General features: G+C 38.8%; 26 protein-coding genes and 1 other RNA gene. 10 read left to right on the top strand and 17 right to left on the bottom strand.

Annotated elements, in window-relative coordinates; all coding sequences use genetic code 11:
• The first annotated feature begins 129 nt into the window (after positions 1–129).
• Entirely contained in the window at positions 130–1,566 is a 1,437-nt protein-coding gene (locus ACZ9AO_RS02670) for an amino acid permease (RefSeq protein ID WP_053534968.1), read from the top strand.
• A gap of 260 nt (positions 1,567–1,826) precedes the next feature.
• Here the strand turns inward: ACZ9AO_RS02670 and ACZ9AO_RS02665 are convergent, their stop codons facing one another.
• A complete protein-coding gene (locus tag ACZ9AO_RS02665; protein ID WP_157830982.1) occupies positions 1,827–2,105 on the bottom strand; it encodes a hypothetical protein in 279 nt (92 codons plus the stop codon).
• A 383-nt stretch (positions 2,106–2,488) separates the two neighbouring features.
• Between ACZ9AO_RS02665 and ACZ9AO_RS02660 the strand changes: the two genes are divergently transcribed.
• Both ACZ9AO_RS02660 and ACZ9AO_RS02655 read left to right on the top strand, forming a co-directional pair.
• Positions 2,489–3,820 (top strand): oligosaccharide flippase family protein, encoded by a 1,332-nt coding sequence (locus tag ACZ9AO_RS02660; protein WP_251539462.1) that lies wholly within the window; start codon positions 2,489–2,491, stop codon positions 3,818–3,820.
• 180 nt (positions 3,821–4,000) lie between these two features.
• Positions 4,001–4,192 (top strand): DUF3934 family protein, encoded by a 192-nt coding sequence (locus ACZ9AO_RS02655; protein WP_034312059.1) that lies wholly within the window; start codon positions 4,001–4,003, stop codon positions 4,190–4,192.
• A gap of 206 nt (positions 4,193–4,398) precedes the next feature.
• Here ACZ9AO_RS02655 and ACZ9AO_RS02650 read toward each other — a convergent pair whose 3' ends face one another.
• A complete protein-coding gene (locus ACZ9AO_RS02650) occupies positions 4,399–4,764 on the bottom strand; it encodes a DUF948 domain-containing protein (protein ID WP_476108387.1) in 366 nt (121 codons plus the stop codon).
• A 94-nt stretch (positions 4,765–4,858) separates the two neighbouring features.
• Positions 4,859–5,248, bottom strand: a complete 390-nt coding sequence (locus tag ACZ9AO_RS02645) for a DUF948 domain-containing protein (protein WP_251539461.1) — start codon at positions 5,246–5,248, stop codon at positions 4,859–4,861.
• Positions 5,249–5,417: 169 nt separating this feature from the next.
• Between ACZ9AO_RS02645 and ACZ9AO_RS02640 the strand changes: the two genes are divergently transcribed.
• Together ACZ9AO_RS02640 and ACZ9AO_RS02635 are read left to right on the top strand one after the other, a co-directional pair.
• Complete coding sequence (locus tag ACZ9AO_RS02640; RefSeq protein WP_251539458.1) at positions 5,418–5,747, top strand: four-helix bundle copper-binding protein; 330 nt, start codon at positions 5,418–5,420, stop codon at positions 5,745–5,747.
• A 210-nt stretch (positions 5,748–5,957) separates the two neighbouring features.
• On the top strand, positions 5,958–6,269 hold the full coding sequence (locus ACZ9AO_RS02635) for a hypothetical protein (protein ID WP_034312065.1): 312 nt from the start codon (positions 5,958–5,960) through the stop codon (positions 6,267–6,269).
• A gap of 396 nt (positions 6,270–6,665) precedes the next feature.
• On the opposite strand, the gene ACZ9AO_RS02630 is transcribed toward ACZ9AO_RS02635, so the two are convergent.
• A complete protein-coding gene (locus tag ACZ9AO_RS02630; protein WP_289349925.1) occupies positions 6,666–7,337 on the bottom strand; it encodes a hypothetical protein in 672 nt (223 codons plus the stop codon).
• 316 nt (positions 7,338–7,653) lie between these two features.
• Between ACZ9AO_RS02630 and ACZ9AO_RS02625 the strand changes: the two genes are divergently transcribed.
• Entirely contained in the window at positions 7,654–7,863 is a 210-nt protein-coding gene (locus ACZ9AO_RS02625) for a YqaE/Pmp3 family membrane protein (RefSeq protein ID WP_063594959.1), read from the top strand.
• A 60-nt stretch (positions 7,864–7,923) separates the two neighbouring features.
• Here the strand turns inward: ACZ9AO_RS02625 and ACZ9AO_RS02620 are convergent, their stop codons facing one another.
• A complete protein-coding gene (locus tag ACZ9AO_RS02620) occupies positions 7,924–10,494 on the bottom strand; it encodes a helicase-related protein (protein ID WP_251539452.1) in 2,571 nt (856 codons plus the stop codon).
• Positions 10,495–11,023: 529 nt separating this feature from the next.
• Between ACZ9AO_RS02620 and ACZ9AO_RS02615 the strand changes: the two genes are divergently transcribed.
• Positions 11,024–11,983 (top strand): sensor domain-containing diguanylate cyclase, encoded by a 960-nt coding sequence (locus tag ACZ9AO_RS02615; protein WP_476108386.1) that lies wholly within the window; start codon positions 11,024–11,026, stop codon positions 11,981–11,983.
• 278 nt (positions 11,984–12,261) lie between these two features.
• Here ACZ9AO_RS02615 and ACZ9AO_RS02610 read toward each other — a convergent pair whose 3' ends face one another.
• A complete protein-coding gene (locus tag ACZ9AO_RS02610; protein ID WP_251539447.1) occupies positions 12,262–12,441 on the bottom strand; it encodes a hypothetical protein in 180 nt (59 codons plus the stop codon).
• Positions 12,442–13,185: a type II toxin-antitoxin system SpoIISA family toxin gene (locus tag ACZ9AO_RS02605; RefSeq protein WP_226990501.1), complete on the bottom strand. Its 744-nt coding sequence runs from the start codon at positions 13,183–13,185 to the stop codon at positions 12,442–12,444. It lies immediately after the preceding gene.
• A 269-nt stretch (positions 13,186–13,454) separates the two neighbouring features.
• Between ACZ9AO_RS02605 and ACZ9AO_RS02600 the strand changes: the two genes are divergently transcribed.
• Positions 13,455–14,540 carry an MBL fold metallo-hydrolase gene (locus tag ACZ9AO_RS02600; RefSeq protein WP_476108385.1) on the top strand — a complete coding sequence of 362 codons (1,086 nt, stop codon included), beginning with the start codon at positions 13,455–13,457 and terminating at the stop codon, positions 14,538–14,540.
• Between the two features lie 36 nt (positions 14,541–14,576).
• Here the strand turns inward: ACZ9AO_RS02600 and ACZ9AO_RS02595 are convergent, their stop codons facing one another.
• Both ACZ9AO_RS02595 and ACZ9AO_RS02590 read right to left on the bottom strand, forming a co-directional pair.
• Entirely contained in the window at positions 14,577–15,527 is a 951-nt protein-coding gene (locus ACZ9AO_RS02595) for a DMT family transporter (protein ID WP_251539446.1), read from the bottom strand.
• Positions 15,528–15,705: 178 nt separating this feature from the next.
• Positions 15,706–16,077 carry a hypothetical protein gene (locus ACZ9AO_RS02590; RefSeq protein ID WP_476108384.1) on the bottom strand — a complete coding sequence of 124 codons (372 nt, stop codon included), beginning with the start codon at positions 16,075–16,077 and terminating at the stop codon, positions 15,706–15,708.
• Between the two features lie 175 nt (positions 16,078–16,252).
• Between ACZ9AO_RS02590 and ACZ9AO_RS02585 the strand changes: the two genes are divergently transcribed.
• Complete coding sequence (locus tag ACZ9AO_RS02585) at positions 16,253–16,579, top strand: YnfA family protein (RefSeq protein ID WP_251539444.1); 327 nt, start codon at positions 16,253–16,255, stop codon at positions 16,577–16,579.
• 110 nt (positions 16,580–16,689) lie between these two features.
• Here the strand turns inward: ACZ9AO_RS02585 and ACZ9AO_RS02580 are convergent, their stop codons facing one another.
• The 6 genes from ACZ9AO_RS02580 to ssrS form a co-directional block, all read right to left on the bottom strand.
• A complete protein-coding gene (locus tag ACZ9AO_RS02580; protein WP_285856415.1) occupies positions 16,690–16,821 on the bottom strand; it encodes a hypothetical protein in 132 nt (43 codons plus the stop codon).
• Positions 16,818–17,027: a hypothetical protein gene (locus ACZ9AO_RS02575; RefSeq protein ID WP_251539442.1), complete on the bottom strand. Its 210-nt coding sequence runs from the start codon at positions 17,025–17,027 to the stop codon at positions 16,818–16,820. Before ACZ9AO_RS02575 ends, ACZ9AO_RS02580 begins: the two co-directional genes overlap by 4 nt.
• Positions 17,028–17,220: 193 nt before the next feature.
• On the bottom strand, positions 17,221–17,583 hold the full coding sequence (locus tag ACZ9AO_RS02570; protein WP_476108383.1) for an MFS transporter: 363 nt from the start codon (positions 17,581–17,583) through the stop codon (positions 17,221–17,223).
• Positions 17,584–17,998: 415 nt separating this feature from the next.
• A complete protein-coding gene (locus ACZ9AO_RS02565) occupies positions 17,999–18,187 on the bottom strand; it encodes a hypothetical protein (RefSeq protein ID WP_053534951.1) in 189 nt (62 codons plus the stop codon).
• Positions 18,188–18,490: 303 nt separating this feature from the next.
• Complete coding sequence (locus tag ACZ9AO_RS02560) at positions 18,491–19,858, bottom strand: MFS transporter (protein WP_063593484.1); 1,368 nt, start codon at positions 19,856–19,858, stop codon at positions 18,491–18,493.
• A 326-nt stretch (positions 19,859–20,184) separates the two neighbouring features.
• Positions 20,185–20,372: non-coding RNA, 6S RNA (ssrS, locus tag ACZ9AO_RS02555), on the bottom strand.
• Between the two features lie 360 nt (positions 20,373–20,732).
• On the opposite strand from ssrS, the gene tatA reads away from it, so the two are divergent.
• Positions 20,733–20,939 (top strand): twin-arginine translocase TatA/TatE family subunit, encoded by a 207-nt coding sequence (gene tatA / locus ACZ9AO_RS02550; protein ID WP_034312109.1) that lies wholly within the window; start codon positions 20,733–20,735, stop codon positions 20,937–20,939.
• 326 nt (positions 20,940–21,265) lie between these two features.
• On the opposite strand, the gene ACZ9AO_RS02545 is transcribed toward tatA, so the two are convergent.
• Positions 21,266–22,564, bottom strand: coding sequence for a protoglobin domain-containing protein (locus ACZ9AO_RS02545; RefSeq protein ID WP_476108381.1), 1,299 nt, complete (start codon positions 22,562–22,564; stop codon positions 21,266–21,268).
• A 551-nt stretch (positions 22,565–23,115) separates the two neighbouring features.
• Positions 23,116–24,528, bottom strand: coding sequence for an amino acid permease (locus ACZ9AO_RS02540; protein WP_476108380.1), 1,413 nt, complete (start codon positions 24,526–24,528; stop codon positions 23,116–23,118).
• Between the last annotated feature and the right edge of the window lie 119 nt (positions 24,529–24,647).

Raw genomic sequence — 24,647 nt, 5'->3', positions numbered from 1 at the left:
CTCCTTTCGGAGGGAATTCGACATCATCTAAGAATCAGATTCTAAGCTATTAGACTTGTGAAAACAAAAATTCCCTAATAACGTCCATAAATGAAACCGTTTGCACCCATCAGGTAAAGGAGTTTTTCAATGAAAACAGCAGAAAATCAACCAAATGAATTAAAACGGAGCATGAAAGCAAGACATTTATTTATGATTTCAATAGGGGGATGTATTGGTACGGGCTTTTTCATCGGTTCGGGCTATACCATTCATGAAGCAGGAGCTTTCGGCGCTATCCTCTCTTACATAGTCGGCGGCTTCATCATGTATTTAACGATGCTTTGTCTAGGTGAACTATCCGTTGCGATGCCTGTTTCCGGTTCGTTTCAGACATATGCGACAAAGTTCATCGGTCCTGGCACCGGGTTTGCCATTGGATGGCTCTACTGGTTAGGCTGGGCAGTTACAGTTGCCTTGGAGTTTCTGGCGGCAGGCCAGCTTATGCAAAGATGGTTCCCTGAATCACCCGTTTGGATGTGGTGTGCAATCTTTGCTTTTCTCATCTTTTCACTAAACGCCTTATCAGCAAAGGCATTTGGCGAATCGGAATTTGTTTTTTCTAGCATAAAAGTATTGGCCATCATTCTGTTCATCATCGTTGGCGGTGCTGCTATGTTTGGTTTGATTGATATGAAAGGTGGACAAGAGACTCCATTTTTCTCAAACTTTTTCGCTGAGGGTCTTTTCCCTAATGGGATATCGGCCCTGCTAATCACAATGATTACAGTGAACTTTTCCTTCCAGGGCACAGAGTTAATCGGAATTGCCGCTGGAGAAAGTGAAAACCCGGAAAAGGTCATACCAAAATCCATCAAACAAACGGTGTGGAGAACCCTTTTCTTCTTTGTTCTTTCGGTAACTGTACTTTCGGCGATGATTCCAAGGGAAAAAGCAGGTATCTCAGAAAGTCCATTCGTTGTTGTACTAGATAGCATCGGGGTTCCGTATGCAGCTGACATCATGAATTTCATCATTCTTACAGCACTATTGTCAGTGGCGAACTCCGGCCTTTATGCTGCCACACGTATGCTCTACTCCCTTTCAAGGGAAGGTATGGCAAGTCCGAAGCTCGGTTTGGTGAATAAGAGAGGAATTCCGCTTAATGCCCTGCTCATCACCCTGGCGATTGCCGGTTTGTCTTTACTTTCTAGTGTAGTAGCTGCAGACACAATATTTGTCTTTCTTCTCTCCCTTGCAGGATTAGGTGCACAAATTGGCTGGATTGCCATATCTGCTAGTCTTCTTGCTTTTAGAAGATCATATACCCGCCAAGGTGGAAAGATAGAAAATCTGAAATTCAAAGTTCCGCTATACCCATTCATCCCCATTCTTGCTTTAGTAACAAACTGCATCGTCATGATCAGTTTAGCATTTGTTCCTGAGCAGCGAATGGCCCTGTATTGCGGGGGAGCATTCTTCCTTGGATGTTATGCGGTTTATCACTTTAGAGTGAAGAAAAACAAGACCATAGAAACGCCTAAGCAGGAAGTTGAATTAAATGCCGGTAAAAAAATGGTCATTTAATCCAGAACGCTGCGAAGTATAGTAAGTGGTGAAAAGCGATCTTTACAATCCATCAAGATTGCTTTTCAAAGAAGAAATACCCTGGATGTTTACACACCCAGGGTATTTCTTTTATTTAGTCACCATTCCTGCCAGCTACCCAATGGTAAACCGCTTTCCAGCTTTTTTAGTTCCCCTAACTACCCCTGTATATAAATAGGAAGTTAAATTTCCAATTCCATCTGGGCAATAAAAACAAATATCAAAACAAAAAAATCATCTTAATCGATGATTTTATATTGTGCAAATTCCTTTAATTTAGGCAGGATTGGCTCTAAAATTTCCTTGGCTATGTAATCGGTGTCCAATCCAATGAAGCGTTCACTTTCCATGTCGACCGATCTCGCATTTTCCGGGTCATCACAAAAAATAAACGATATGATTCCGTTCTCTTCCGTCATATCCACATATTTAAATGTAATGTCATGTTTCGTAAGACAACTTTCAAACGCAATGCACAATTCATCTATATTTGATTGACTAATAGATGTGAATTTCATATTGATCATCCCCTCTGCTAAAGGATAGCAAAATATAGCATGAATTTCAAAGCGAAATTCGTGTCCCATTCTTATGTTCTTCTGACACTTTCGACCAAAGGAACCATGGTAACAAAAAAGCCCTCGTTTGGAATATCACCAAATGAAGCTCTTTGATGAATGTCATGACTAATGATTTGCCCATTAGAAATGAATGTAACCAAATCTATTTCATTCCATTTCCCGAGCTTACCCTGATTTAATTTTTTATCTTTCAACAGCGATTAATAAGGATTGCCATAGGCATAATCGCATTTTGTATCGCCGTGATCTGCAGTTCCTCATGAATATTCCATGGCATGTCTCATATCTTTATACAAACACCTTGTTAGGAGTGGACCAACATGAAATCTTTTTATAAAGGAACGCTCATCTTGATTGTCGCAGCGTTTTTTGGTGAATGTATCGAATTTTTAGTGAACATGCTCCTAGCCAGAGAATTACACGAAGAGGGCATGGGGCTTTATATGTCCATATTGCCAATTTTCTTTTTGATATATGTGATCGCCAGCCTTGAATTACATATTTCCATCTCGAAATTCGTTGCGGAAAATAAACAGGCCATGCATTATAATCTTATCATTCATGCACTTAAGATGGCTGCAGTCGTCGTATTGGTAATGTGTGTAGTCATGCCTTTCATACTTTCCTTCTCATCCATAATGGACAAATACCATCCCTATATTAAATGGCTGCTCATCACATCGATCCCAATAGTTGCCTTTTCGTCGATTGCAAGAGGCTATTTCATGGGTGTCCAGCAAATGGGGAAGATCGCCTTTTCCAACTTTTTAAAAGATATCATTCAATTCGGCTTGCTTTTCCTCATCTTTAACTTATTTCATTTTAACCAGGAAAAGTCATTATTGATGGCCTTTTTTGTTTTGATTGGCAGTGAGTTCCTCGTTTTTCTTTACTTGATCAACCTTTTGATTCTTCAAATGCGGATCATGAGGCGCGGTACGAACTCACGGACAACCGGTAAACATGCACGGCAAAAGTTATTGGCGGTTTCTCTGCCCACCATGGGGTTAAGGATCTTTCATGCGATAACAAATGCCATCCAACCTTTTTTGATCCACACTGCCCTTCTCTCGGCAGGATTCGGTGCGGTAGTGGCTACAGAGCATTTTGGGATGCTTACTGGAGTTGCAATGACGATCGGCTTCTTTCCAGCCTTTATCGCGCATTCCTTAATGATCATGCTCATTCCGAATGTTTCGAATGCTTACAAAAGGCAGGATAAAGAAAAATTGAGGGTTTTATTGCAAAAATCGATGTCTTTCACCGTATTGTATGGAGTTCCGGCCGTGATTTTCATTTATTTCTTTGCGGAACCTTTGACCTCCCTCTTTTTTTCTTCAACATCTGCCGCATACTATTTAAAATTATTATGTCCTTACTTCCTTTTTCATTTTTTTGTCATTCCCATGCAAGCCTATCTCATCGGCCTGGGTTTAGTGAAAGATGCTTTCATCCATACGGTATGGTCCCATATTGTTGCCTTTTTAATGATGTATATCCTAGGGTCTCAGGCTTCTCTTAATATGGGAGGAATCATTTTAGGAATGAACACTGGTGCGGTATTATTAACCTTCATGCACTACTTGACCATTTGCAAAAAAATCGGCATAAGCATCTTACTGACGAAATCAAGATCGATATCGATAAAGTGAAGCCAAAAGCAAGTTCCGCACGGCAAAAACCTTGCTGTTATTGGTTTATAAAGATTTAGATTAAAAATATTGAGCCTTTCCCTGTACATATCCCCTTCGTTACTGTATATTTCAACATACTTGGGTAATAATCAAGTAAAATGGTTTAAACTAACCATACAATAGTAATGGAGTGATTTCATGAGTAAAGCTAAGGCTAAGAGCGGAACAGGTAAAGGTACGGGCACTGGAACGGGCAAGAAGGGCTGGAATCGTTGGAAAACAAGTGCCAACAAGAAAAAAAGCGCCAAACCATATGTTAGTAAAGGCGTCAAGCATTCCAGTGATTCAAAAACATCCGGTCATTCTACAGGTGACAAGACAGAAAAATAATTTCTTGTCCTACAATCCATACAAAATTTATGTTTGTTCCATATTCTCATACAGTGTGTTAAGAGATCTGTATGAGAGAAATGGGTCTTATAGATATAAACCACTGGCGATATCCATATGAGGCATAAGAGTACGGCCATTATACATACCATCAAAAAAGACACTCCAAAACCGGGCAGTGTCTTTCATTTTTATTTTTTTCTTTTTTATCTAATTTGGCTTTTGGGTTTGATCGCATTGATTTTTTTCGGGGAAAACTCTGTACGGAAGCCGTTTGTGGCTTTTTTAACAGAGTTTGTAACTGAATGTATCGCTTCACCAACATCCTGTGCAGAATCCAATAATGGTTCAACCGTTTTCATTTTAGTTTTTACATCGTCGGTGATTTCATTTGCAGTTTGCAATAGTTGTTTCGATTCGCCGGACAAATCGTGGATGGCATTTCGCACCTCAGCCAATGTTTGATTGGCTTCCCCTATCGTGACCATTCCCTTTTGAAGTGTACTTATTAAAAATACGACCAACCAAATGAAGGCTAAAGCGATTGCAGCCATACTATATTGAATAATCAAGATAAAGCTCCCCCTCTGAATTAAATAGTAGAAACGATTATTTTAATAGGTTAGTGAATCCCGGGGTGCCTGTTTTTAAAGATAAATGATGATTCTATTTGAGTTTTATTTGAACCCCCCCACCTTTAGTTCGAGTTGAAGGAGCTGACGGTGTGGATAAATCCTTGGGTCGGCCTTCCAAACTGGCTTCTTTCATGGAATTGGTTACATTATGAATCATTTCCCCTACATCTTGAGCGGATTCCAGCAATGGATCTACATTTTCCATCTTCCCTTTTACATCCGCTGTGATTTGATTGGCAGAGTGGATCAGTTGTTTGGACTCTTGCGTCAATCCATGTACAGCATTTCTTACCTCTTCCAGTGTCTTATTTGTTTCTTCCAGCGTTCCCATTCCTTTACGCAGCGTCTGGTTGACATTATATATCAAATACACGACGGCTCCGGAGACACTGGCAACACTTAATTTAATGAACATTTTCATATATCCACTCCTTTCATTTAAATTTATGCATTGTCCCTTTCATTCATTCCCTATAGTCCATTACTTGTCCGATCAGTTTTAAAGAACCATTTACCTTTTCCCAATAGAAGTTTAAAGGATAGTTTAATGGATAATAGTAAGGGAAAACCATATTAGGAGGAGATTGTTCATGTCACATGAAAATTATTCATCTGTTATCCAAACTTTAAATGATTGTATCACCGCGTGTAATCATTGTTACGACGCATGCTTAAAAGAAGAACATGTAAACATGATGGTGGAATGCATTCGCTTGGATCGGGAATGTGCGGATATTTGCTCTTTTTTAGCACAGGCGATAGGGAGAGGAACCCCGTTTATTTCAGAGTTGGCAGAAGTTTGTGTCAAGATTTGTGAAAGCTGCGGAAATGAATGCAAAAAACACGATCATGAACATTGTCAAAAATGTGCCGAGGCTTGTTTGAGATGCGCAGAAGAATGCAGAAAATTAGTCGCTTGATGTAAGGAATAGCATTAGCTATTCCTTTTATTATCCTTTTCCCTTACCAACCGACTACTTTTTGAACTAATTAAAGGATGATGATATTTTTATATATTCTAGCGAGGTATTTGTTGAAATTTATATACCAAGAATTTTTCAAAAATACGAAAAACAGCTATTGAAAACCGCCCTTTTTAGGCACACTAGTACTAAAAACAGGAGGATATTATGACACCTCGGAATGTTCCTGCTAAAGATGATTTAGAAGTGAAAGATACCCCCGCTTCACCTGATAAGGAAAGTGAAGCAGCTAAACTCAATCGATTATTAGGTGCGGTCATGCGATATTTATCAGATGATGAGCAAGAAGAAATAGATATAGAGTATCTTCTCGAAAACACCGAAGGGCTGCGGGATTGGTGGAGCGAATATAGGGAGCTTGACCGAAAACGGGTCGAAGAGGAAATTAAAAATTCCCTAACGGATCTATCCCTTGAAGAACTTGAAAACATCCGTGAACAAATCCGTACAAAGGCATAAAAAAAATCCCTGCATAGGGATTTCAGTTTGTAGAAACGGGGTTTTACCTAAAATATATAATAAGACTAGATTATCCTTCATGTTTTTTACTGTAATCCTTATTGGATTGAACAAATTTTGCGACACTCCTGACTGCCGAATTACTGGCTAGCCAGGACAACGCAGCCGCTTTGATGTGGCTTGGCAGACAGTAGGCGGAAAGGGGATGGATTTCTGAAATCAACTGAAGCGTTTTTTAAATAAAAAACGGCAGTCAAACTCGCTTTTTTTTCGAGCTTGTCGTCTGAAATCCCTGCATTGCGATAAACCAGATCATGAATGATTTTTTTTCATACTCAAAGACATTTTTTGAATTTAACAATCATTCCGTTCATCCGGCACCATACATCCTAGGATTCAAACGCCACTCAAGGAACTTAGTTCTAGTTGATGTATCATGGAATCAACTAATGCATGCAATGGATTTAAAACTGTCTGTCCTGTCTGAAGTTCATATCTCCTTGCCGCTTCGACCATTGATAGTTGAGCTACAGACAGCCGTCTATTTTCGTTTTTAAACTGGGATAGGTAATTCATGATTTCCTGATTATATCTTTCTCCCAATCCCTGCATAATGAATTCAAAGGCATCGTCGATAATGATGACTTCAAAATCCACAGTCCCATATTTTTCAGCATGTGCAGTTAAACGTTTGACTGTTCCTTCAACAGTGGCAGGGTTCGTGAATAATATCATTTGCGGTTGCTGCAATTGGCAAATTTGCTCAAAATATGGCTCATCGATTTTAATGATGGGCATGGGTAAAGATAGTTGTTCTTCGTTTAATAACGCAATATAGTTTGTACAGGTTATCAGGATGGCATCCACTTTACATTCGGCAATCCATTCGACCTGTTGTTTAACCTTTTTTTGAGCATCCGAATAATTAAAATTTTCATCCGTTGACACCCGCTGCATTAATCCCGGATCTACAAAATGAAGCCATTCAATATCGAATTTCGAGAATGCGGTTTCTATGTATTCTATATTTGTATAGTGTGCATGCAAACAGCCTATCTTTTTTTTCATAAATCTCCCGCTTTCGTCAGTTAGTATTCTGATTATTCTAACACAAAAAAATGCGACACATTGACCGATGGCAGCAAAAACGATGATTAACCATGTCCCTCCTGTATATCGGGGTAAAAAGACTGCTTCTTTGAGCCAGATTGCTCAGTAGGTATGAATCGGGCTATTGAGCATATATTTATCAAGGCGATTACAAGAGGAATCATCAGGAAAATGGAACATCAGTAACCAAATTGCCGCTCATTTATAGTAAAGTAACCATTAAGAGAAACAAACCGAAGTCAGATAAAAATCATTATATTGGAGAGTGTTCACCATTCTTTACTTAATTGCGATTATTTTCCCTCCATTAGCCGTATTATTGGCCGGTAAACCCATTCAGGCTGTGCTTAATTTGGTCCTCACACTATTTTTTTATGTCCCTGGATTAATTCATGCAATCCTAGTGGTGCATGACAAGAAAGCGGATAAACGAATGAAGCAGCAAGCAGCACTTATTGCTAAATCGAAACGAACGACTAAATGATTTATGCATACACCAATAACCCGAATGCAATTTATTCGGGTTATTATCAAAAGAATTCGTTTAATTGAATCTGTGCGTCTTTCTAATCCCTCTATGATAACAAGCGTCACATATTTGAAAACGTGAGTCATCAGGAAGCCTTTTTCCACAGCGCTTGCATTTTTTTTGATAATTCAACATTTCATCTTTTAACTGATCATGAACGCCATCACTGATTTCTTCACGGATACGCTCCCAATAAACAGCTTCCGTACGCTTACCCATCCGATATAAAAATAATAGATGAAGACCTATCGCTTTATAAGATAGCTCCAATTCCTCAAGATTTCTTGTCTTGATGATCGGTTCAGGAAGGTCACTGTTCTCGGCAATCGCTTCGACCGTTTCCAGCCACTGTCTGATCAGACTTGGTTCTTTTGCCGAAAAAGGAATGTGCAGGAAACCATATAAATCCATTAAAGAAAAACGAGCTTCGATTTCTGTATCCCGTATTAGTTCGTAAAGCTCCCTTTCTTCCGATAGCGAAGCCTTTTTCGTGCCTTTAGGAGGCTCAAACCTCTCCCACATTTCGAAAAATGTCCCTAGGTTTCGGTAATATTTTTGAAAACGTTCAAATACAGCAGAGGTTGGGGCTATAGTGAAGGTTTGAACTGGCTCATCTACCTGTTCCAGCAACTTATTCATGATTTTGATTTCTGCTGTAAATGCAACCTTCCCCGTGTCATAAATCCCTTTTCTACCCGCTCGGCCTGCGATTTGCTTGATTTCTTGAGAAGTCAATCTTCTTCTTCGTGTCCCGTCGAATTTTTCATTTTCAAGAAAGACGATGCGGCGTATTGGCAAATTCAATCCCATTCCAATCGCATCGGTGGCAACGACAACTGAGGTTTCACCGCGATTGAATAATTCTATTTGCCGTTTTCTATTTTCAGGAGGCATACTGCCGTATATCATGCTGACATTATGTCCACTCTCTTTAAGCCGGGATGCTGTTTCCAGTACCTGCCTTCTAGAAAAACAAATGAGGGCATCCCCTTTTTTGGTATACTTCAGTCCAAACTCCCTTTGTTCCACCTCAAGCGGTATTTCCCGTCTGTATTCGTGAAGTTCTAAGTCGGCTTCATTCAGAAGGTTCAGAAGCATCTTTTTGATATTATTGCTCCCGATTATGTGTACTTCTTTCGCATTAGCTTGCGTAATTGCCCTAAACCAAGAAAAGCCTCGATCTTTATCGGCAATCATTTGGGCTTCATCTATTACGATTACTTCATGGTAGTCTTTTTCATGAAACATTTCAACGGTACTGGAGACATGTTTAGCACCCTCAATAGCCTTTTCTTCTTCACCGGTTTTTAATGAGCAAGGTACACCATCCGCATTTAATTTATCAAACACTTCAAGTGCAAGCAGTCTAAGTGGAGCCAGGTACATACCGCTTTCCGCTTGTTTCATTTTTTCCAGGGCCTTATGCGTCTTCCCTGTATTGGTCTCACCGATATGCAAAACATATCTAACTTTTTTTCCTAATGATGGAGTATAGGCCTTACCGATGATGTCATCGATCATCCTTTGCTCTTCTGCCCGCTTCCTGGCTTCTTCTGCCAATACTTCAGCTTTTCTTCTTTCTCTGTTCTCCACGTCTTTTTCAAATATTTCTTCGTGCAATATTTCATTAAAAGGAATTCCTTCAAGCTTCAGTAAATCAGAAAGGTATTCTTCCTGAAGCTCATCAAAACAGGACTGAGACAACTCGGCCAATTCATCGCTTAGTATACCTTGAAGGGCATCAACCGTCAGCCTTTCCCCATATGACTCCAAAAAATCATGATGCAGTGCGGCAGATAGATGGTTCAAGTATTTGTCAGGGGCTAATTTCATTATGAAATCCGAAACTAACCTTTCATACCTGTAGTAGTAATTTTCATATTCATAACGGTTCCGGCCCCAACCGATTAACGAGTGGATATCGCCTGTCAGCTCTTCGAAAAAGTCAGTGACCATTAGGTATTCGGCAGCTTGAAAGCCGCCCTCTTCAACCAATTGTTCTTCAAGCAAGTACGGATCGACATATTGGAATTTCGGCTTATTCTTAAAATCTTTTGCCAAAATACCGGCAATATAATACCTGACATGTAAATATAAAAGAAGTGAGTTATTTTCGAAAAATGAATTGGCCTCTTCTTGCAGCCTTGCGCGTATTTTCCAACGCTGCTTGGCAAGCCGCTGTTCTTCTTGTCGCCTAAAGAATTTCTCCCTTGCATTTTTATATCTCTTCTCCCAATCCTCTTGATTGTCGGCAAAGGTTTTTTTTATCCACGTTAAGCCATCAAATGGGCGATACTTCTTTAATTCGTTCCGGAACATACTATTGATCAGCTTATGATCTGAACCTTCCGTTACAAATCCCCTTTCGCTTAAAAAAGCCTTTTTTTCCTTTCTAGGCACATCATTTGATGCTTTATTTATCCAAACATTAATCCAAATTTGCTCAATAAAAGTCGTCCTGTCTGAAATATATGCAGAATAAGAAGGCATTGTCTCTTGATTCTCTAAATAAAAATCAATATCCTGGATGATTTTTTCTTTTGTATTCTCTATAGCAATAGGATATATACTTTCTAATTTTCCCATAGTGATCCCCTTTTGAATTATCCAATATGTACTTTATTACTTCCTTTTATCCTCCCCAAATTTTTGTTTAAAATGAGCTTGGTACATTCGTTTTATCATTTAAATTCATGAGCTCCGTTAACATGAGAGGATGCAAAAATGCCAGGTTGCTTTACTCTCTAAGTAAATATCATAAATATGCCAAATATGCACATTAAAGTTACTCTAACCATTTCATTTACAGTATAATGCTATAAATACTGATCAGAATTTATGGATTATGAAGAGATACCCAGCCTTGGCCAGAATCGTTTTGTAATCAGGCAAATTTAATGATAATAAAAAAAAGCCGAAAATAAAGTAAAGGTCCATTTTTCAACTTTCTTGATACATGATTCATCCATAATACAATTCCAACCCCTTAATTGAGTTTAGAGGAAATCTGGGCAACTGTCACGATATTCAGATTACGCTTTTGTTTCTTTGCTTTGAATATAAGAAATATCACCAGAAAACCTAAAAAGAATATAGACAAAAAAGGAGCCTGAGAATGATTCAGCAAGATATCAACTATTATAAAAATTTTGATTCCATCGCTAAAGAAGTATTAGCACTATTAGCTCAAACCATTGAGGTCAATACATTTTTCCTTTCTATAGTGACTCCCATCCAGAGTTTCATGATCAAGTCCTTCAATAGAAATGCAAAGTTGATTTGTGAAGGTGACATCCTTCCTTATAATATGGCTTATAGTAAATTAGTTGTTGAGAATGGCTTGGAACCACTCGTTATCCCGAATTTGGGGAAACATGAATTGACTAGTGGACACCCTGCAACGAGGTTTATCGGGAATGGGTGTTTTATGGGAGCTCCCCTAATGAATGAGGATGAAATCATTGGGACATTATGTGCATTCGACATTAATCCTCATGTTTTTAAAGAATATGACCTAACCCTCATTAAGTCTATGGCAGCTTTGATTAGTCATGCCATCAATCTTGAAAAGGGGATTATCAGGGATCCTTTATCAGGCCTTTATAATCGGAACTTCATTTATAATTATTTTGATTATCATCAAGATAAAACGAACGATGAAATGGCCCTTCTTTACATCGATCTTGACCATTTTAAATTTTTCAATGATTCCTTTGGACATGTTACTGGTGACGACGTCATTAAAAAGGCTGCAGAATGTTTTTTGCAAACCGTCCCCGAAGGCAGTCAGGTGGCTCGAATCGGTGGTGATGAATTCATTGTATTATTAAATCCTTCGCATTGTGAGGATTTAATGAAAAGCACTCAGCAAAACGCTGAATTATTATTGAACAGTTTATCCGCCATGCCCATTACCATTAATGGAAATGATCATTTTGTATCAGCTAGCATAGGGATTAGCTTTTATCCTCATCATGGGACGGAAATGGACTCACTTTTGAAAGAAGCGGACCGTTCCATGTATATGGCCAAAGAGTCTGGACGGAAAAATATTCAATACTTCCACCCTGAGTGATCATGTAAAAAATAAAAAAAACCAGTCTCCTTAGGAGACTGGCTTTCTTTCACCTTAAAAAAATCCAACGTTTCGCTTTCAGCCTTTGCAAAAGCTTAAGCAGGTCGGCATTTGCCTTATGTATCCGTTTCTCGGATGGTGAAGCGGAGGGGACCGGGATGTTAACTCTCTCGGGCTTTTTGTTCATATTCTGAAAGACCCTTCCTATTCTTTGATTATGAATAGTATATGCGGGTTAACCATTAAATATCATAAGGAAAGGAAAAACCCCTTCCTTCTTATAAAACATTTTTTAACCGGCTGAAGCGTGCAGCTTTTTCTTTTTGTTTCAGGATAATGCGTTCGTTCTGTTTCATCACTTTTTTAGTGTGGGGACTTAAACCTACATCGGGTATTTTAACCTGTGGTTTGATTACGGTAACTGACACGTCGTCGCCTGCTTTATCATAAATGCTCATTTATCCTTCACCACCTGGTTTTTGTTTTATGACCATATCGAACATCATGATTAATAATGCTATCAATAAACAATCGACTTCTGAAACGAAGCTTTCTGATTTAACGTCTAGGATATAGGGTTCCATCAAAATACTAACAGGCTGCAAAGCCATTTTTTCTTCATCATTATAATACGTATCTTCTCTTTCCAATGTAGCACGAATGGTACTGCCATTCAAGTTCGGAAGCCCATTTATCACCGACTGCTTGTCCTGTTCGGTTTTGAAAGGAAGGATTTTCACGTTCATCCCTTCCTTTGCTGCATATGCTTGAAGGAGAATGCTCAAATAAGCCAAGTATTCCTTATTCGTTTGATAATACTCAGGTATTCCTTCTTTCTTTAGGAGATGAAACATATTCTTGACCTTTTCCCTATTATCCGTTAATAGTTTATCACTTTCCGCAACGGCTTTTGTTGCATAGGATAGCTCGTTATCGCCAATCTTCGATATATACATGCTCAAGAACACAAACATATCAATCAGGATGAATACGATAGCCATGATCAAGAAATTTTTCCACTCATTAAAAATGCTCATCGGATAGAAATTCCAATAAATCAGTGCTCCCAGTATAAAAATGATATACCAGGTTTTTCGAATCGCTTCAATCCTTTTACTAACCTTGTCTTTATATTTCCAAGAAAGAATGACATAGGCTAATAAAGCAATAAATACTACCCATACAAAGACTCTGAAAAACATTAACAATCGATTTATCACCCTACCCTTCAGCTGCTACATTCCTTATCCCGTCCTCTATATTATTCATTATATATACCTCTATTCCCTGCCTGAGACGGGTGAAACTTAAACATTTGCCATAAGAAAAAACTCTCCACCCAATGTGATTTACAGTTTATGAATCATATCTTTATCATTTATCTTGTGGGACATCATAGTAAATAACCGTATAAATTCTGTGATATGATAGGTATTAATAAAAGCGATGATTACTATTGGAGGAAGCTATCATGATGAAAATTATTAAGATCCTCATTTCTACTTTTATACTCTTGTTACTTTTCCTTAACCTCTATCCTCCGCTTGGAAGACGGACTAACAAAGAAAAAGTAAGAAGTTTCACTACTAAAGAGAATTTTGCCAAAGGGAAATTCCAAAATCAGATTCCTGCCAGTCAAGCGATGAGTCTTAAACATACTGGTTCCATTTTACGTGATTTCCTAAAACCTAATCCAAAGAGGAAGCCCGACAGTCCTATTGTAATTGGAACAAAAGAACCCGCTTCTAAGAATTCCAATAAAATCACCTGGTTTGGTCATTCTGCATTCATGTTGGAGTTAGATGGGAAAACCATTTTAGTGGATCCCATGTTTGGCAAAGCACCCACTCCCTTTCCATGGTTCGGGAACAAGCGCTTTAGCGGGGAGCTGCCTATTGATATCGATACTCTTCCTCCTATCGATGCCGTCCTGCTCTCACATGATCACTACGATCATTTGGATTATTTCTCGATAAAGAAGTTAAAAGATAAGGTCAGTCAGTTCATTGTCCCACTCGGTGTCGGTGGACATTTAGAAAGATGGGGCGTTAAACAAGAACTGATTCAGGAACATAATTGGTGGGATGAAGCTTCATTCAAGGACTTGCAATTTATTTGTACGCCTGCAAGGCATTTTTCTGGTAGAAGTTTAGGCGATGGCAATACGACACTTTGGTGTTCTTGGATAATTAAAGGAAAACAAGAAAAGGTATATTTCAGCGGCGATAGTGGTTATGGCAGCCATTTTAAAGAAATCGGCGAAAAATACGGTCCTTTTGATTTAACCTTAATGGAATGCGGCCAATATGATGAACGTTGGTCAACCATCCATATGATTCCGGAAGAAACTGTTCAAGCACACATCGATGTAAAAGGAAAACGGATGATTCCCATTCATTGGGCAGGTTTCACATTGTCTTTTCATGACTGGACAGATCCGATAGAACGGGTAACAAAAGCAGCCAATGACCTGGGTGTCCAGGTCTGCACACCTCAAATAGGCGAACCGGTAGTGCTTGGTTCAACGGATTTCCCTCAAACAAGATGGTGGAAATGAAAAAGGTCCATTCCTATTTGGAAGGACCTTTTTCATTCATTTACACTTCCCTTCATTATACTCAAGATTCACTTTTATTGAATGCTCTCTCTTCACTCCAAAATAATTCGTGCCTATTACACCTAAAATGATTAGTATCGAACCCAATATATCATAGATCGTAAGCTTTTCTTTTAGAATGAGAGCTCCTGCTGCAATCGTGACAACAGTGGAAAGATTGGCAAACACACTCATTTGGGACGCTTTTATTTTTGATAAAATCGTATTGGATAATAATGAAGTGACCAATGAAGCCAATATTCCCAAATACAAAATGGAACTGATGAATTCCATGCTCGACCATGGTGTAAAGAATTCCGGCATCGTACCTTGTTTTAAATGGGTAACGAGTGCAGCTGCATTAAAAATGACAAAGCCTGTTCCCATCATGAAAAAGGACATTTCACCTGGTGTATGGTCCTTGGCAAGTGAACGGGTCATCGTTGTATAACAAGCCGTTGCAATACAGGATAGCAGGATCAACACCATCCCAAGCATGTCGGAAAAATTGATGGTGCTCCCTTTCATCACAAAAATGAAAATGACCCCAACTACCGACAAGACAATCGAAAGTTTTTGATATAAAGATGTTTTTTCCTTAAGGAAGTATCCAGCTATCATCAATGTTAGAATTGGAGTGACGGCAGAAAGAATTCCAGCATCGGTGGATTGCGAATACTTAAGTCCGAAAGTTTGAAAGGCAAAGAAAAGAGTTGGGAATAATAGAGATAGAGGTACAAGATTTTTAATCGACTCCCAAGAATAGTTCACCTTAATGACTTTTACGGCGACCAGGAACAAAATGATGGCGAAAGAAATCGTGAACCGGAACGCCAAAGTATCAAGCGGATTCGATTCAGCAATCGCCATTTTCGTGAATAAGAAAGATAGGCCGACAATACTTGAATGAAATAACGCTAACATGTATGCAAATGATCGGGATTTCATGGCTGCAACTCCTCAACTAGATTACTATATTCCTATTTAGGTATAGTACCCTTTGCATCTGTATTGCAACCCAAGTTAGAGGTAAAAAACTGGTCTTTTTCTGGATATTTAACGAATTAGAGCCTATTACAATAATGTATGGTCGAATTAAATCCGAATGCATAAATCGTAAGTAATATTAATCGACAATGACAGAGTTTTTTGGATAGGTTTCTTCTAATTCAATACTATTGTAGGCAATTGGTTCTTCAAAGGATGTCAGAATTTTCTGTTTTCTTTTCAAATACATACTGATGGCATAAGCAACTGTGAAGTTTATCAATAAAGCGATTAAACCAATATTAATATTCAAGAAATTCATCTGAGCTGGATGCATACCTATGGCGAACAGATCCCCTGTAATGAGGCCGGCTGCAATACCTGCAGGTCTTATGGAGCGGAAAAAGAAAATCGATAATAATCCAGGCAGGAATTGCCCAAAACCATAATAGCTGTGTTGATCAAGTTCAGCATCAAGCTTGGCGCCAGCAATGTTAACCCCATCGAACACAACAGATAGATGGACACCAAATCAGCACAAACAACATGATAACAATATCTCTTTTATGAAGAATCATATTCATCTTAACGGGGATGCCCAGTTAATTTCAATAACAGCACTTTATAGGATGATCATTTACAATTCATCTATGATAAAATTCAACGAGGAAGCGAGGTATACATATATGTTAGTTACTATTGTAATTTTCCTTATGGCTGGTCTGGCGGAAATTGGCGGCGGTTATCTTATTTGGCTTTGGTTAAGAGAAGGTAAATCCATTTATCTAGGCTTAGCCGGAGGTTTCGGGTTGGTGTTATACGGCATCATTGCAACTTTCCAAACGTTCCCTACCTTTGGCCGTGTATATGCTGCATATGGCGGGGTTTTCATTGTTCTTTCTGTTTTATGGGGGTGGGGCATCGATAAGAAAACCCCTGATTTATATGACTGGATTGGAGCTGTAATCTGTTTGGTCGGTGTTTCAGTCATTATATGGGGCCCTAGACAGTAAAAAAATTAAAGGGCATAAGGCCCTTTGATTTTTTTACCACGATCTCCATTTGTTGTTTTGACCGATTTTCATTTGAATATTTCCATACAGTGATCCAGCTTGGGTGTACATCATATCAATTTCTTTTCCTGCCTGTTTGCCGTCAAATTGCTGAAGTTATCCTGTATGAACCAAATCGCCATTGCTGCAATGATGCATGGTATGGCAAAAGCTAAAAAATTGACTTGCAATGACAACTTCATATCCAGCAGGACCCCACAGAAAGTAGGAGCGAATATTCCGCCATTTCTGCCGATCCCAATGCCCAGCCGACACCTGAAGAACGGATTTCATTCGGATAATACTGGGATACATATGCATTCGTTACGATTTGTGTACCTGTTGTCGTACCTCCTGCAATGGCAATCAGTATATACAGCATGACCATGCTTGGCTTGAAGCTCAGCATCGTGAGGTAATGAATCCTATGACCAAGAAAGTAACCAGAATCCTCTTGGAACCATATCTGTCTGCAAGCTTCCCTCCAACGATCGCCCCAAAAACTGCTCCAAGGTTCAATAAGACTAAGAATGTCAGGCTTGAACCTAATTCATACCCTGCCCCTCCCATGATTTTTGGCAGCTATGTACTCAAACCATACATTACGAACAAACACATAAAAATGAAATCCAGAACATGAGGGTGCTCAAAGTCCTGCCATTTTTGAACAACTGCTTAACTGGATTCCCTTTCATTTCACTTTTGAGTTGCTCCTGAAGGACATAATGATCATTAATGGTGTATTGCCCGTCTACCTTCACTTGATTCAGAACGCTCACCAATTTGCTTTTCTTATTTTTTGTCATGAAATAATTTATTGACTCAGGCAGCAATTTATATAGTATGGGCATGAAAATTAATGGGAGTGCACCAAGCCAAACCACTGCCCGCCAACCAAAGTTCGGAATCAGGTACATCGCCCCCAATGAAGCGACAACTCCCCCTAGTGCTTGTCCGCTGAACAACCTCTACAGCAGTTATCCTCCACTCCGCCATCAAAGATGGCAGAATCGTCCCAAGCATGAACATATCATATCCGTCACAAATGATGATAAAGATACAACATAATAAAATCTGTAAATAAAAACGGTTAAATTTTTGCATCAATCATTTCAGACACTTGGATTGTGCGCATTTCCTTCCCCTCTTTCTGCTTTTCCTATTGACGTAGTCTTAAGGATGTCTATATTTTTTTGGCCGAGCTAACATATAATGACAACTTCTATTGTAGTTAAAAATACAAATTCTACATATATAGAACTAAGTCCACTAAATATTAACCTAGTTTTTTAGAAATATTGTCAATAAACAAAGTTGATTAGCCATATTAATCAACAAAAAAACCCTCTTATCAAAGAGGGCTTTTAATGTGTATAAGGATTAAGCTTCCAAGGCTTCTTTACGCTTTCTTTTCCTTGATTCTGTTATTAGATCATAACCAAGATAAAGGATGATGGCTCCGCCTAACAATTTAACATATAACGGAATGTCCGCTACAAAGAAATAAATCATAGAGAATAATGTCCCTATAATGCATAACCAAAAAATTACATGTTTTAAAATTTTCAAAGTATTGACTCCTCACAAAAGATGAGATTAATTTCTAGTTCGCTCCACTTCAAGGGAGAATTAATTATCCGTACCATCATTCTACCATTTATTCTTTATAGTAAGAGTGACTCATATTGCGAAATTATGAACATTTAAGCAACTTTTCTCAAATGTAGGTCACGCCAAACAATTCCTGGAAAACCTTTAAGCAATTTCTTGTCAATTTGCCATTTCATTAGTATGGCAAAAAAGGCTAAAAAAACAAATAGGCATGAAATGACAGCGAGGGTATCCCAGCACTGTGCATTTCATGCATGTAGTTCACAAGACGTTCATTTTATTGGATTCTACGTCCATTTCTTCAGTTGGTTCCGAATGATCATGTTTATAATAAGCCATTTTCACTGGAACGAATGATAAGGCAACCGCAGCAATGAGACCCGGAATGGCGAAGGCAATGAAATTCAATTGGATGGGTAGCGAGATGGATAATAAAAATCCTCCGAGTATGGGCCCGAGCATACCGCCAATCCTTCCGATACCAGATGCCACCCCTAGTGCAGTCGATCTAATATTTGGCGGATAGTACTGGGAAACATAGGCTTGTACAAGGTTTTGGGCACCAATGGTACAAGCCCCTGCAATCGCTACCAATGTGTAAATCACAAATGAGCTTCCGCCCATTCCCAACAGCGTCAAACTTACAGCACCAAGCGCATACATCGGCACAAGCATTTTCTTGGAACCATAACGATCACAAAGTTTAGCGATGATAAGCGTGCCTACGATAGCGCCGCCTTGAAGGACGATCAAGAAACCTAAGCTTGAATTCAACGCATACCCTGCCTCGATCATTAGCTTTGGAAGCCATGTATTCAATCCATATACCATCAATAAGCACATGAAAAAGGCGATCCAGAACATCAATGTGCTAAGAGTACGGGAATCCTTAAACAATCCAACAATCGGCATATTGGCTTCTGTTTTTTTTACTTCCACAAGTTCGTCCTTGATGTCGAATTTACTTTCCGGACTTACCTTGGATAATATTCTGATCAGTTCTTGCTTTTTGTTGATTCTGATCAGATGGGTCGAAGCCTCTGGTAAACGTTTCATCATGAAGGGTAAAAACAACAATGGTATTCCGGCAAACCAGAATATTGATTCCCAACCTAGTGTCGGCATAACCAGGATGCCCAGTATCGGCGCAAGCATCCCTCCGAATGAGTAACCGCACAAAACGATTGAAACGACCATGCTCCGCATCGTTTTCGGTGCATAATCCGTCAATAAGGCAATGACGTTCGGCATGATGCCCCCAAGCCCTAATCCCGCCAGGAATCGGAAAGTCGAAAACATCGTAGGCGTATCCGCAAATCCACATAAAAGCGTAAATAAACTAAATAAAATAAGTGTAATCGCGATTACGTTTTTCCTGCCAATCCGATCTGCTAATGTACCAAAGAAGATGGCCCCGAACAACATTCCAAATAGACCGTAGCTGCCCATAGCCCCAGCTTCCACGGAAGTAAGGTTCCATTCCTCTGTCAATAACGGGACGACTGTTCCGTAAACGACAAGGTCATAGCCGTCAAAAAGGATAATGATAAAACACCATGCCAGCAATCCTAAATGAAAGCGGTTAAATTTACTGTTGCTAATTACCTCGGTCGTATTAATTTTAGCCATAAAATCTTTCTCCTCTCTAGGTGACTGCAATAATTCCATCCAAATGATAGCGCTTACGTAATCATTCAAAAAATATTCGACTCACATATTTTTATACAAATAGTGAACCGAGTTATCTAATTGTTATTATAAATGCTAATTATCTGATATTTCAATAAAAACTTTCACATATTATTCATAATTCTTGAAGCCTTCACATAACCCGGTTACTAACATGGTATTCGCAATTTCTGGATATCATCTTTTTTTATACCGATCTTCAACGTTCCAAACCATAAAACAACAAAAAACCAGTCCCTTATCGGACTGGTTTCTAATTATAAAAGTAGTAAGCCGCAATTGCCGTATTCAAGTAAGAAAGTTTTAAACCACCACTCCTCAAAGTGGGTGTTTGCAGAAGCAATCCTGTTGTCCAAGTCAGTGACGAGGCATAACATTCCTGTTTCAATATAAAACTCCCTATTACAGCTTAAAGGTTAAAACTTAATTATCATTACGAACAACGCAGCTTGTATAGTTATAATACCGAAATATCTTCAAACTTGCAAGTTTAATCATTCCCATGCAACAAAAAAATTTCATGCCAAATATTAAGCTGGTGCAGCCACATTAGTTTCATGCCCAAAACATCAAATGGCACTCTGATTTCACTTTACGTCCCCACTTTCATTGATATCTTTTTAGGGAATATCATACTTGGGTAAGTAAATATTTTAAGATAGAATGTGCAAGATAAACTGGAGACGGAATTGAAAGTGTTTGTCTTGCGAAGATCATCGGATGTTTAACACTATATTATATCCTAAATACCATTTGCAAATACATGGAAGGAGTCTATAATATTAACTAATAGATTTGATTGGAGTGACTGATTATGCTATCAAACATTGGTTTTCCCGGTTTAATTTTAATCCTTCTTTTAGCTTTAATTGTTTTTGGACCGAACAAGCTGCCTCAAATCGGACGGGCAGTCGGCACCTCACTTAGGGAATTTAAAGATGCAACCAAGGGAATAACAGAAGAAATACAAGAGGAATTCAAAGATGACGTACAAGCTGCAAAAAAAGAAACGATAAAATGAAAAAGACGCCTGCACGCAGCAGGCGTCTTTGATGCGTTTGTGGCGCAGAACCGTCAGGCCACATCCCGACGTTTAGCTAAAAGCTTGTTCTTCGACTTACACAAATTAGCTCATCGCTTTATTAATATAACATTAAACTTATATTTTATCAAGTGATTTATTGAGCAGCCTGTTAACGGCATCCATTGGGAAGTAATTTAAATCCCTATTTATAGTTTGTTCATATTTTATAGACCGCTTTGGGGGTTTTTAGAAATATTCTATCGAGTTGTTTATTAAAATACAAATGAGCCCATAGAGCTGTTCTGCAAAACCGTTCAACTTCATTACAAGTTCATTGTCAATTGAGTCAATTGATCCGAGGAAACGGCCACTTGATTGAACGCTTCATTAATTTCATCGAATATATCATTCAGCTCTGTCATTTCCTTGGTGATCTTAATATTCTGCTCTTTCACAGAAAGCATGGCCTTTGCTATATCAGTAAAAAATATGCCCGTTTCTTTTCCTTGTTTCGTGCCTTTAGTAATTTCCCCGCTAACCATGGAAATTGACGTGTTCATGACGTTGGTAAAATGAGCGATTCCATTAACCAATTTCACTACTTCAGATACCGAGTCCTTGGTATTTTCCGATAGCTTCCTTACCTCACCAGCCACAACCGCAAATCCTTTACCATTTTCACCAGCTCTTGCCGCTTCAATCGCTGCGTTCAACGCCAACAAATTCGTTTGCTCGGCAATGGAAGTGATGATCGTGACAATTCGTTCAATTTCCTTTGAAGTATTGGAAAGCTGCTCCATATCTTTTGAAATGATCGTCATTTGCTCCTGCGTTTTCACCAATCTTTTCTCTAATCCCTGTAACAGTTCGACTCCCTCATTTGACTTTCCCTCTGCATGTATGGCAATCTCGGACCCCTTTTGGGTGAAATCATGAATTTCCCCTACCTTATTTGCCATTAATTGAGTTGCTGAACTGGTCTCTTGACTGATTGCTGCCAATTCCTCTGCATTATGATTGACCTGTAGTTTCATCGTCTCTTTTTCTGCTAAGTCTTTTTGGCGAATCTTCTCATTTTCAAGTTCATATGCCTCTAAAACTATTTGCTGCTCTAAATTAAAAATTTTAGTGACAGCCAGAATGTTATCTTGATATTGCTCAATATTTTTTATGTTGGAAATCACATGAATGATCAATGATTGCAATAAATCCTGAAATGCACTCATATACCATTTTGGCTGAAGTCCAATTCGCACATGTACTTGTGCGATAATATAACGCTGTTTAATATACGCATCATCAATGGTTCCGCTAAACATTTCGAACATATGACGATGCAGTGTCTTTTTCAACCTATCAACAGAACCATTGTCCTTAATGATTTTCATTAAAGAGGGTTCATTTTCTAGATTTTTATAAAAATTCCCTACAATTTGTGTCAAATGTTCCTTCACTTGTTCCTGTAAAGAACGAGTTATGCACAAATCCTCGATGCTCAAATGAATCATGTCCACTTGATTCAACACGCTCGGATATTCCTTGATATTGATACCGACGTGTTCTTTATATTGCATGTAGTCTATAGAATCTATCTTTTGTTTATTTCTCCATATTCTTTTCATGATTGAATTGCCCCCCATTTTTTAGCCCATATATACTATTTCGACATAAAGTCTGTTTATCTTAATTCACTTTGAGAAATTTTCTTCTTTCACATAAGACTTATGAACGATATATGTCCAAACAAAAAAGACACTCCAGAGAGTGTCTCAGATCGTATACTTTTTTGAGAGAGTGTAGAATATAAACGTTGATTTCCACTTCAGGCACTCGCTTTCCGCGGGTGGTCCGGGAGCCTCCTCGGTGCTCTTTTCCCGCAGGAGTCTCGTACCTTCCGTTCCAATCAACTGGAATCTATTTTAAGAATAAACTGTAGGCTGGACTCATTTCGAACACTTGAATAAGACTAGTTTATATTTTTTGGTTTTTTACATCTCTATGAAACCCTCACAAGATTGAAGAAATTCGCGACACTCCTGCTGAATTTAACTGGCTGGCAAAAAAACAAAAAAACATGAAGGATAACCAAGCTTTCATTTAAAATCTTGGTTCGGGGAGATAGCCTTCATAACTCCTTTAGTCGTCAAATTGAAACTCTCAAAAAGTGTCTTTTTCAATGATTTTTTTCATGCTGGTTAAGATTGGAATGCTTACGGGAATAAGCGAAGTAAATGACTACTCCGATAGCCATCCAGATTAAAAACCTTATCCATGTATGACTCCCTAGCTGAATCATCAAGAATAGGCAAAAAACGATTGCCAGACCAGGAACGAGCGGTACTGCCGGACAATAAAAAGCTCGTTTCATATCCGGTCTTGTTTTCCGTAAAACGATGACCGCTACGGAAATCATCGTAAAAGCAGTCAATGTTCCAATGTTGACCAACTCTGCCAATTCACCAAGAGGTATGAATGCTCCCAATAAGGCCGCTATCATACCAAATATCCATGAAGCTGCATAAGGTGTTTTATATTTTTTATGAAGTTTTGATAAGGATTTTGGCATCAGTCCATCACGTGACATCGCAAACATGATTCGCGTTTGTCCATACAACATTACCAAAATCACCGTTGTCATTCCGAGGAAGGCACCTAGATCGATGATTCCTGCAACCCAATTTTGTCCTGCGCTTTGCAAGACCAAAGAAATCGGGTGATCAAGAGCCTTGCTGAATTGTGCATACGGTACCACACCTGTCATGATTAAACTTACAATCATATAAAGCACAACACAAATGACCAAGGAACCGAGGATTCCGCGTGGTAAATTCTTTCCAGGATTTCTTGTTTCTTCAGCAGCAGATGCAACAGCATCAAAGCCGATGAAAGCAAAGAACATTAATGCGGCAGTTGAAAATACCCCATCGATACCAAATGGCATGAAAGGCTGCCAGTTTTCCGGTTTCACATAATAAATAGAAGAAACGATGAACAACAACACTACCAACACTTTAATAACGACCATTATATTATTGATTCTGGTCGTTTGTTTCGTACCTATGGAAATCAAAAAAGTAATCGCCATGACTATCAAAAAAGCCGGCAAGTTCATATAAGTCGTAACACCCTCGACCGAACCCGGTGCTGCCGTCAATTTCTCTGGAAAGTTAATTCCGAATCCACTTAAAAATGATTGGAAATAGCCCGACCACCCAGCCGATACGGCACTAACAGCCAATAAGTATTCAAGAATTAAATCCCATCCGATTATCCAAGCGGCGAATTCACCTAAAGTTGCATAAGCATACGTATAAGTCGAACCGGATACCGGCACGGAAGCTGCAAATTCTGCATAAGAAAGTGCAGCGAATAAACAGGCAAGCCCAGCAATGACGAAAGATAATGAAAGTGCAGGACCAGCATTCACTGCACCAGTACCTGTTAATACAAATATGCCTGTCCCAATAATCGCTCCAATTCCTAGCATCGTTAAATCCCAAGCTCCTAGTTCCCGTTTCAATCCCTTACCGCCGGAACCTGCGTTTTTCAACAAGTCCTCAATGGACTTCTTCCTAAAAATACTCATGTTCTTTCCTCCGTAAATTTTATAAACTATTCTGAAAATTACAGACAAATAAATTCACTTTCATTTATATCGAAGAAATTTCGACAAATTTCTACAATTCCTGAATTGTCTGACTTTCA

It is taken from the genome of Peribacillus sp. TE19612 (genome assembly GCF_056279465.1).
This window is presented reverse-complemented; position numbering and strand designations above follow the sequence as displayed.

Coding starts and splice junctions, on each gene's coding strand:
- ACZ9AO_RS02660 (WP_251539462.1), top strand. CDS start 2,489: ATGAAATCTTTTTATAAAGGAACGCTCATCTTGATTGTCGCAGCGTTT.
- ACZ9AO_RS02575 (WP_251539442.1), bottom strand. CDS start 17,027: ATGCTGAGCTTCAAGCCAAGCATGGTCATGCTGTATATACTGATTGCC.
- ACZ9AO_RS02580 (WP_285856415.1), bottom strand. CDS start 16,821: ATGAAGTTGTCATTGCAAGTCAATTTTTTAGCTTTTGCCATACCATGC.
- ACZ9AO_RS02595 (WP_251539446.1), bottom strand. CDS start 15,527: ATGAAATCCCGATCATTTGCATACATGTTAGCGTTATTTCATTCAAGT.
- ACZ9AO_RS02560 (WP_063593484.1), bottom strand. CDS start 19,858: ATGGCTAAAATTAATACGACCGAGGTAATTAGCAACAGTAAATTTAAC.
- ACZ9AO_RS02605 (WP_226990501.1), bottom strand. CDS start 13,185: ATGTTTTTCAGAGTCTTTGTATGGGTAGTATTTATTGCTTTATTAGCC.
- tatA (WP_034312109.1), top strand. CDS start 20,733: ATGCTATCAAACATTGGTTTTCCCGGTTTAATTTTAATCCTTCTTTTA.
- ACZ9AO_RS02600 (WP_476108385.1), top strand. CDS start 13,455: ATGATGAAAATTATTAAGATCCTCATTTCTACTTTTATACTCTTGTTA.
- ACZ9AO_RS02640 (WP_251539458.1), top strand. CDS start 5,418: ATGTCACATGAAAATTATTCATCTGTTATCCAAACTTTAAATGATTGT.
- ACZ9AO_RS02615 (WP_476108386.1), top strand. CDS start 11,024: ATGATTCAGCAAGATATCAACTATTATAAAAATTTTGATTCCATCGCT.
- ACZ9AO_RS02635 (WP_034312065.1), top strand. CDS start 5,958: ATGACACCTCGGAATGTTCCTGCTAAAGATGATTTAGAAGTGAAAGAT.
- ACZ9AO_RS02540 (WP_476108380.1), bottom strand. CDS start 24,528: ATGAGTATTTTTAGGAAGAAGTCCATTGAGGACTTGTTGAAAAACGCA.
- ACZ9AO_RS02655 (WP_034312059.1), top strand. CDS start 4,001: ATGAGTAAAGCTAAGGCTAAGAGCGGAACAGGTAAAGGTACGGGCACT.
- ACZ9AO_RS02670 (WP_053534968.1), top strand. CDS start 130: ATGAAAACAGCAGAAAATCAACCAAATGAATTAAAACGGAGCATGAAA.
- ACZ9AO_RS02620 (WP_251539452.1), bottom strand. CDS start 10,494: ATGGGAAAATTAGAAAGTATATATCCTATTGCTATAGAGAATACAAAA.
- ACZ9AO_RS02585 (WP_251539444.1), top strand. CDS start 16,253: ATGTTAGTTACTATTGTAATTTTCCTTATGGCTGGTCTGGCGGAAATT.
- ACZ9AO_RS02545 (WP_476108381.1), bottom strand. CDS start 22,564: ATGAAAAGAATATGGAGAAATAAACAAAAGATAGATTCTATAGACTAC.
- ACZ9AO_RS02630 (WP_289349925.1), bottom strand. CDS start 7,337: ATGAAAAAAAAGATAGGCTGTTTGCATGCACACTATACAAATATAGAA.
- ACZ9AO_RS02610 (WP_251539447.1), bottom strand. CDS start 12,441: ATGAGCATTTATGATAAAGCAGGCGACGACGTGTCAGTTACCGTAATC.
- ACZ9AO_RS02645 (WP_251539461.1), bottom strand. CDS start 5,248: ATGAAAATGTTCATTAAATTAAGTGTTGCCAGTGTCTCCGGAGCCGTC.
- ACZ9AO_RS02665 (WP_157830982.1), bottom strand. CDS start 2,105: ATGAAATTCACATCTATTAGTCAATCAAATATAGATGAATTGTGCATT.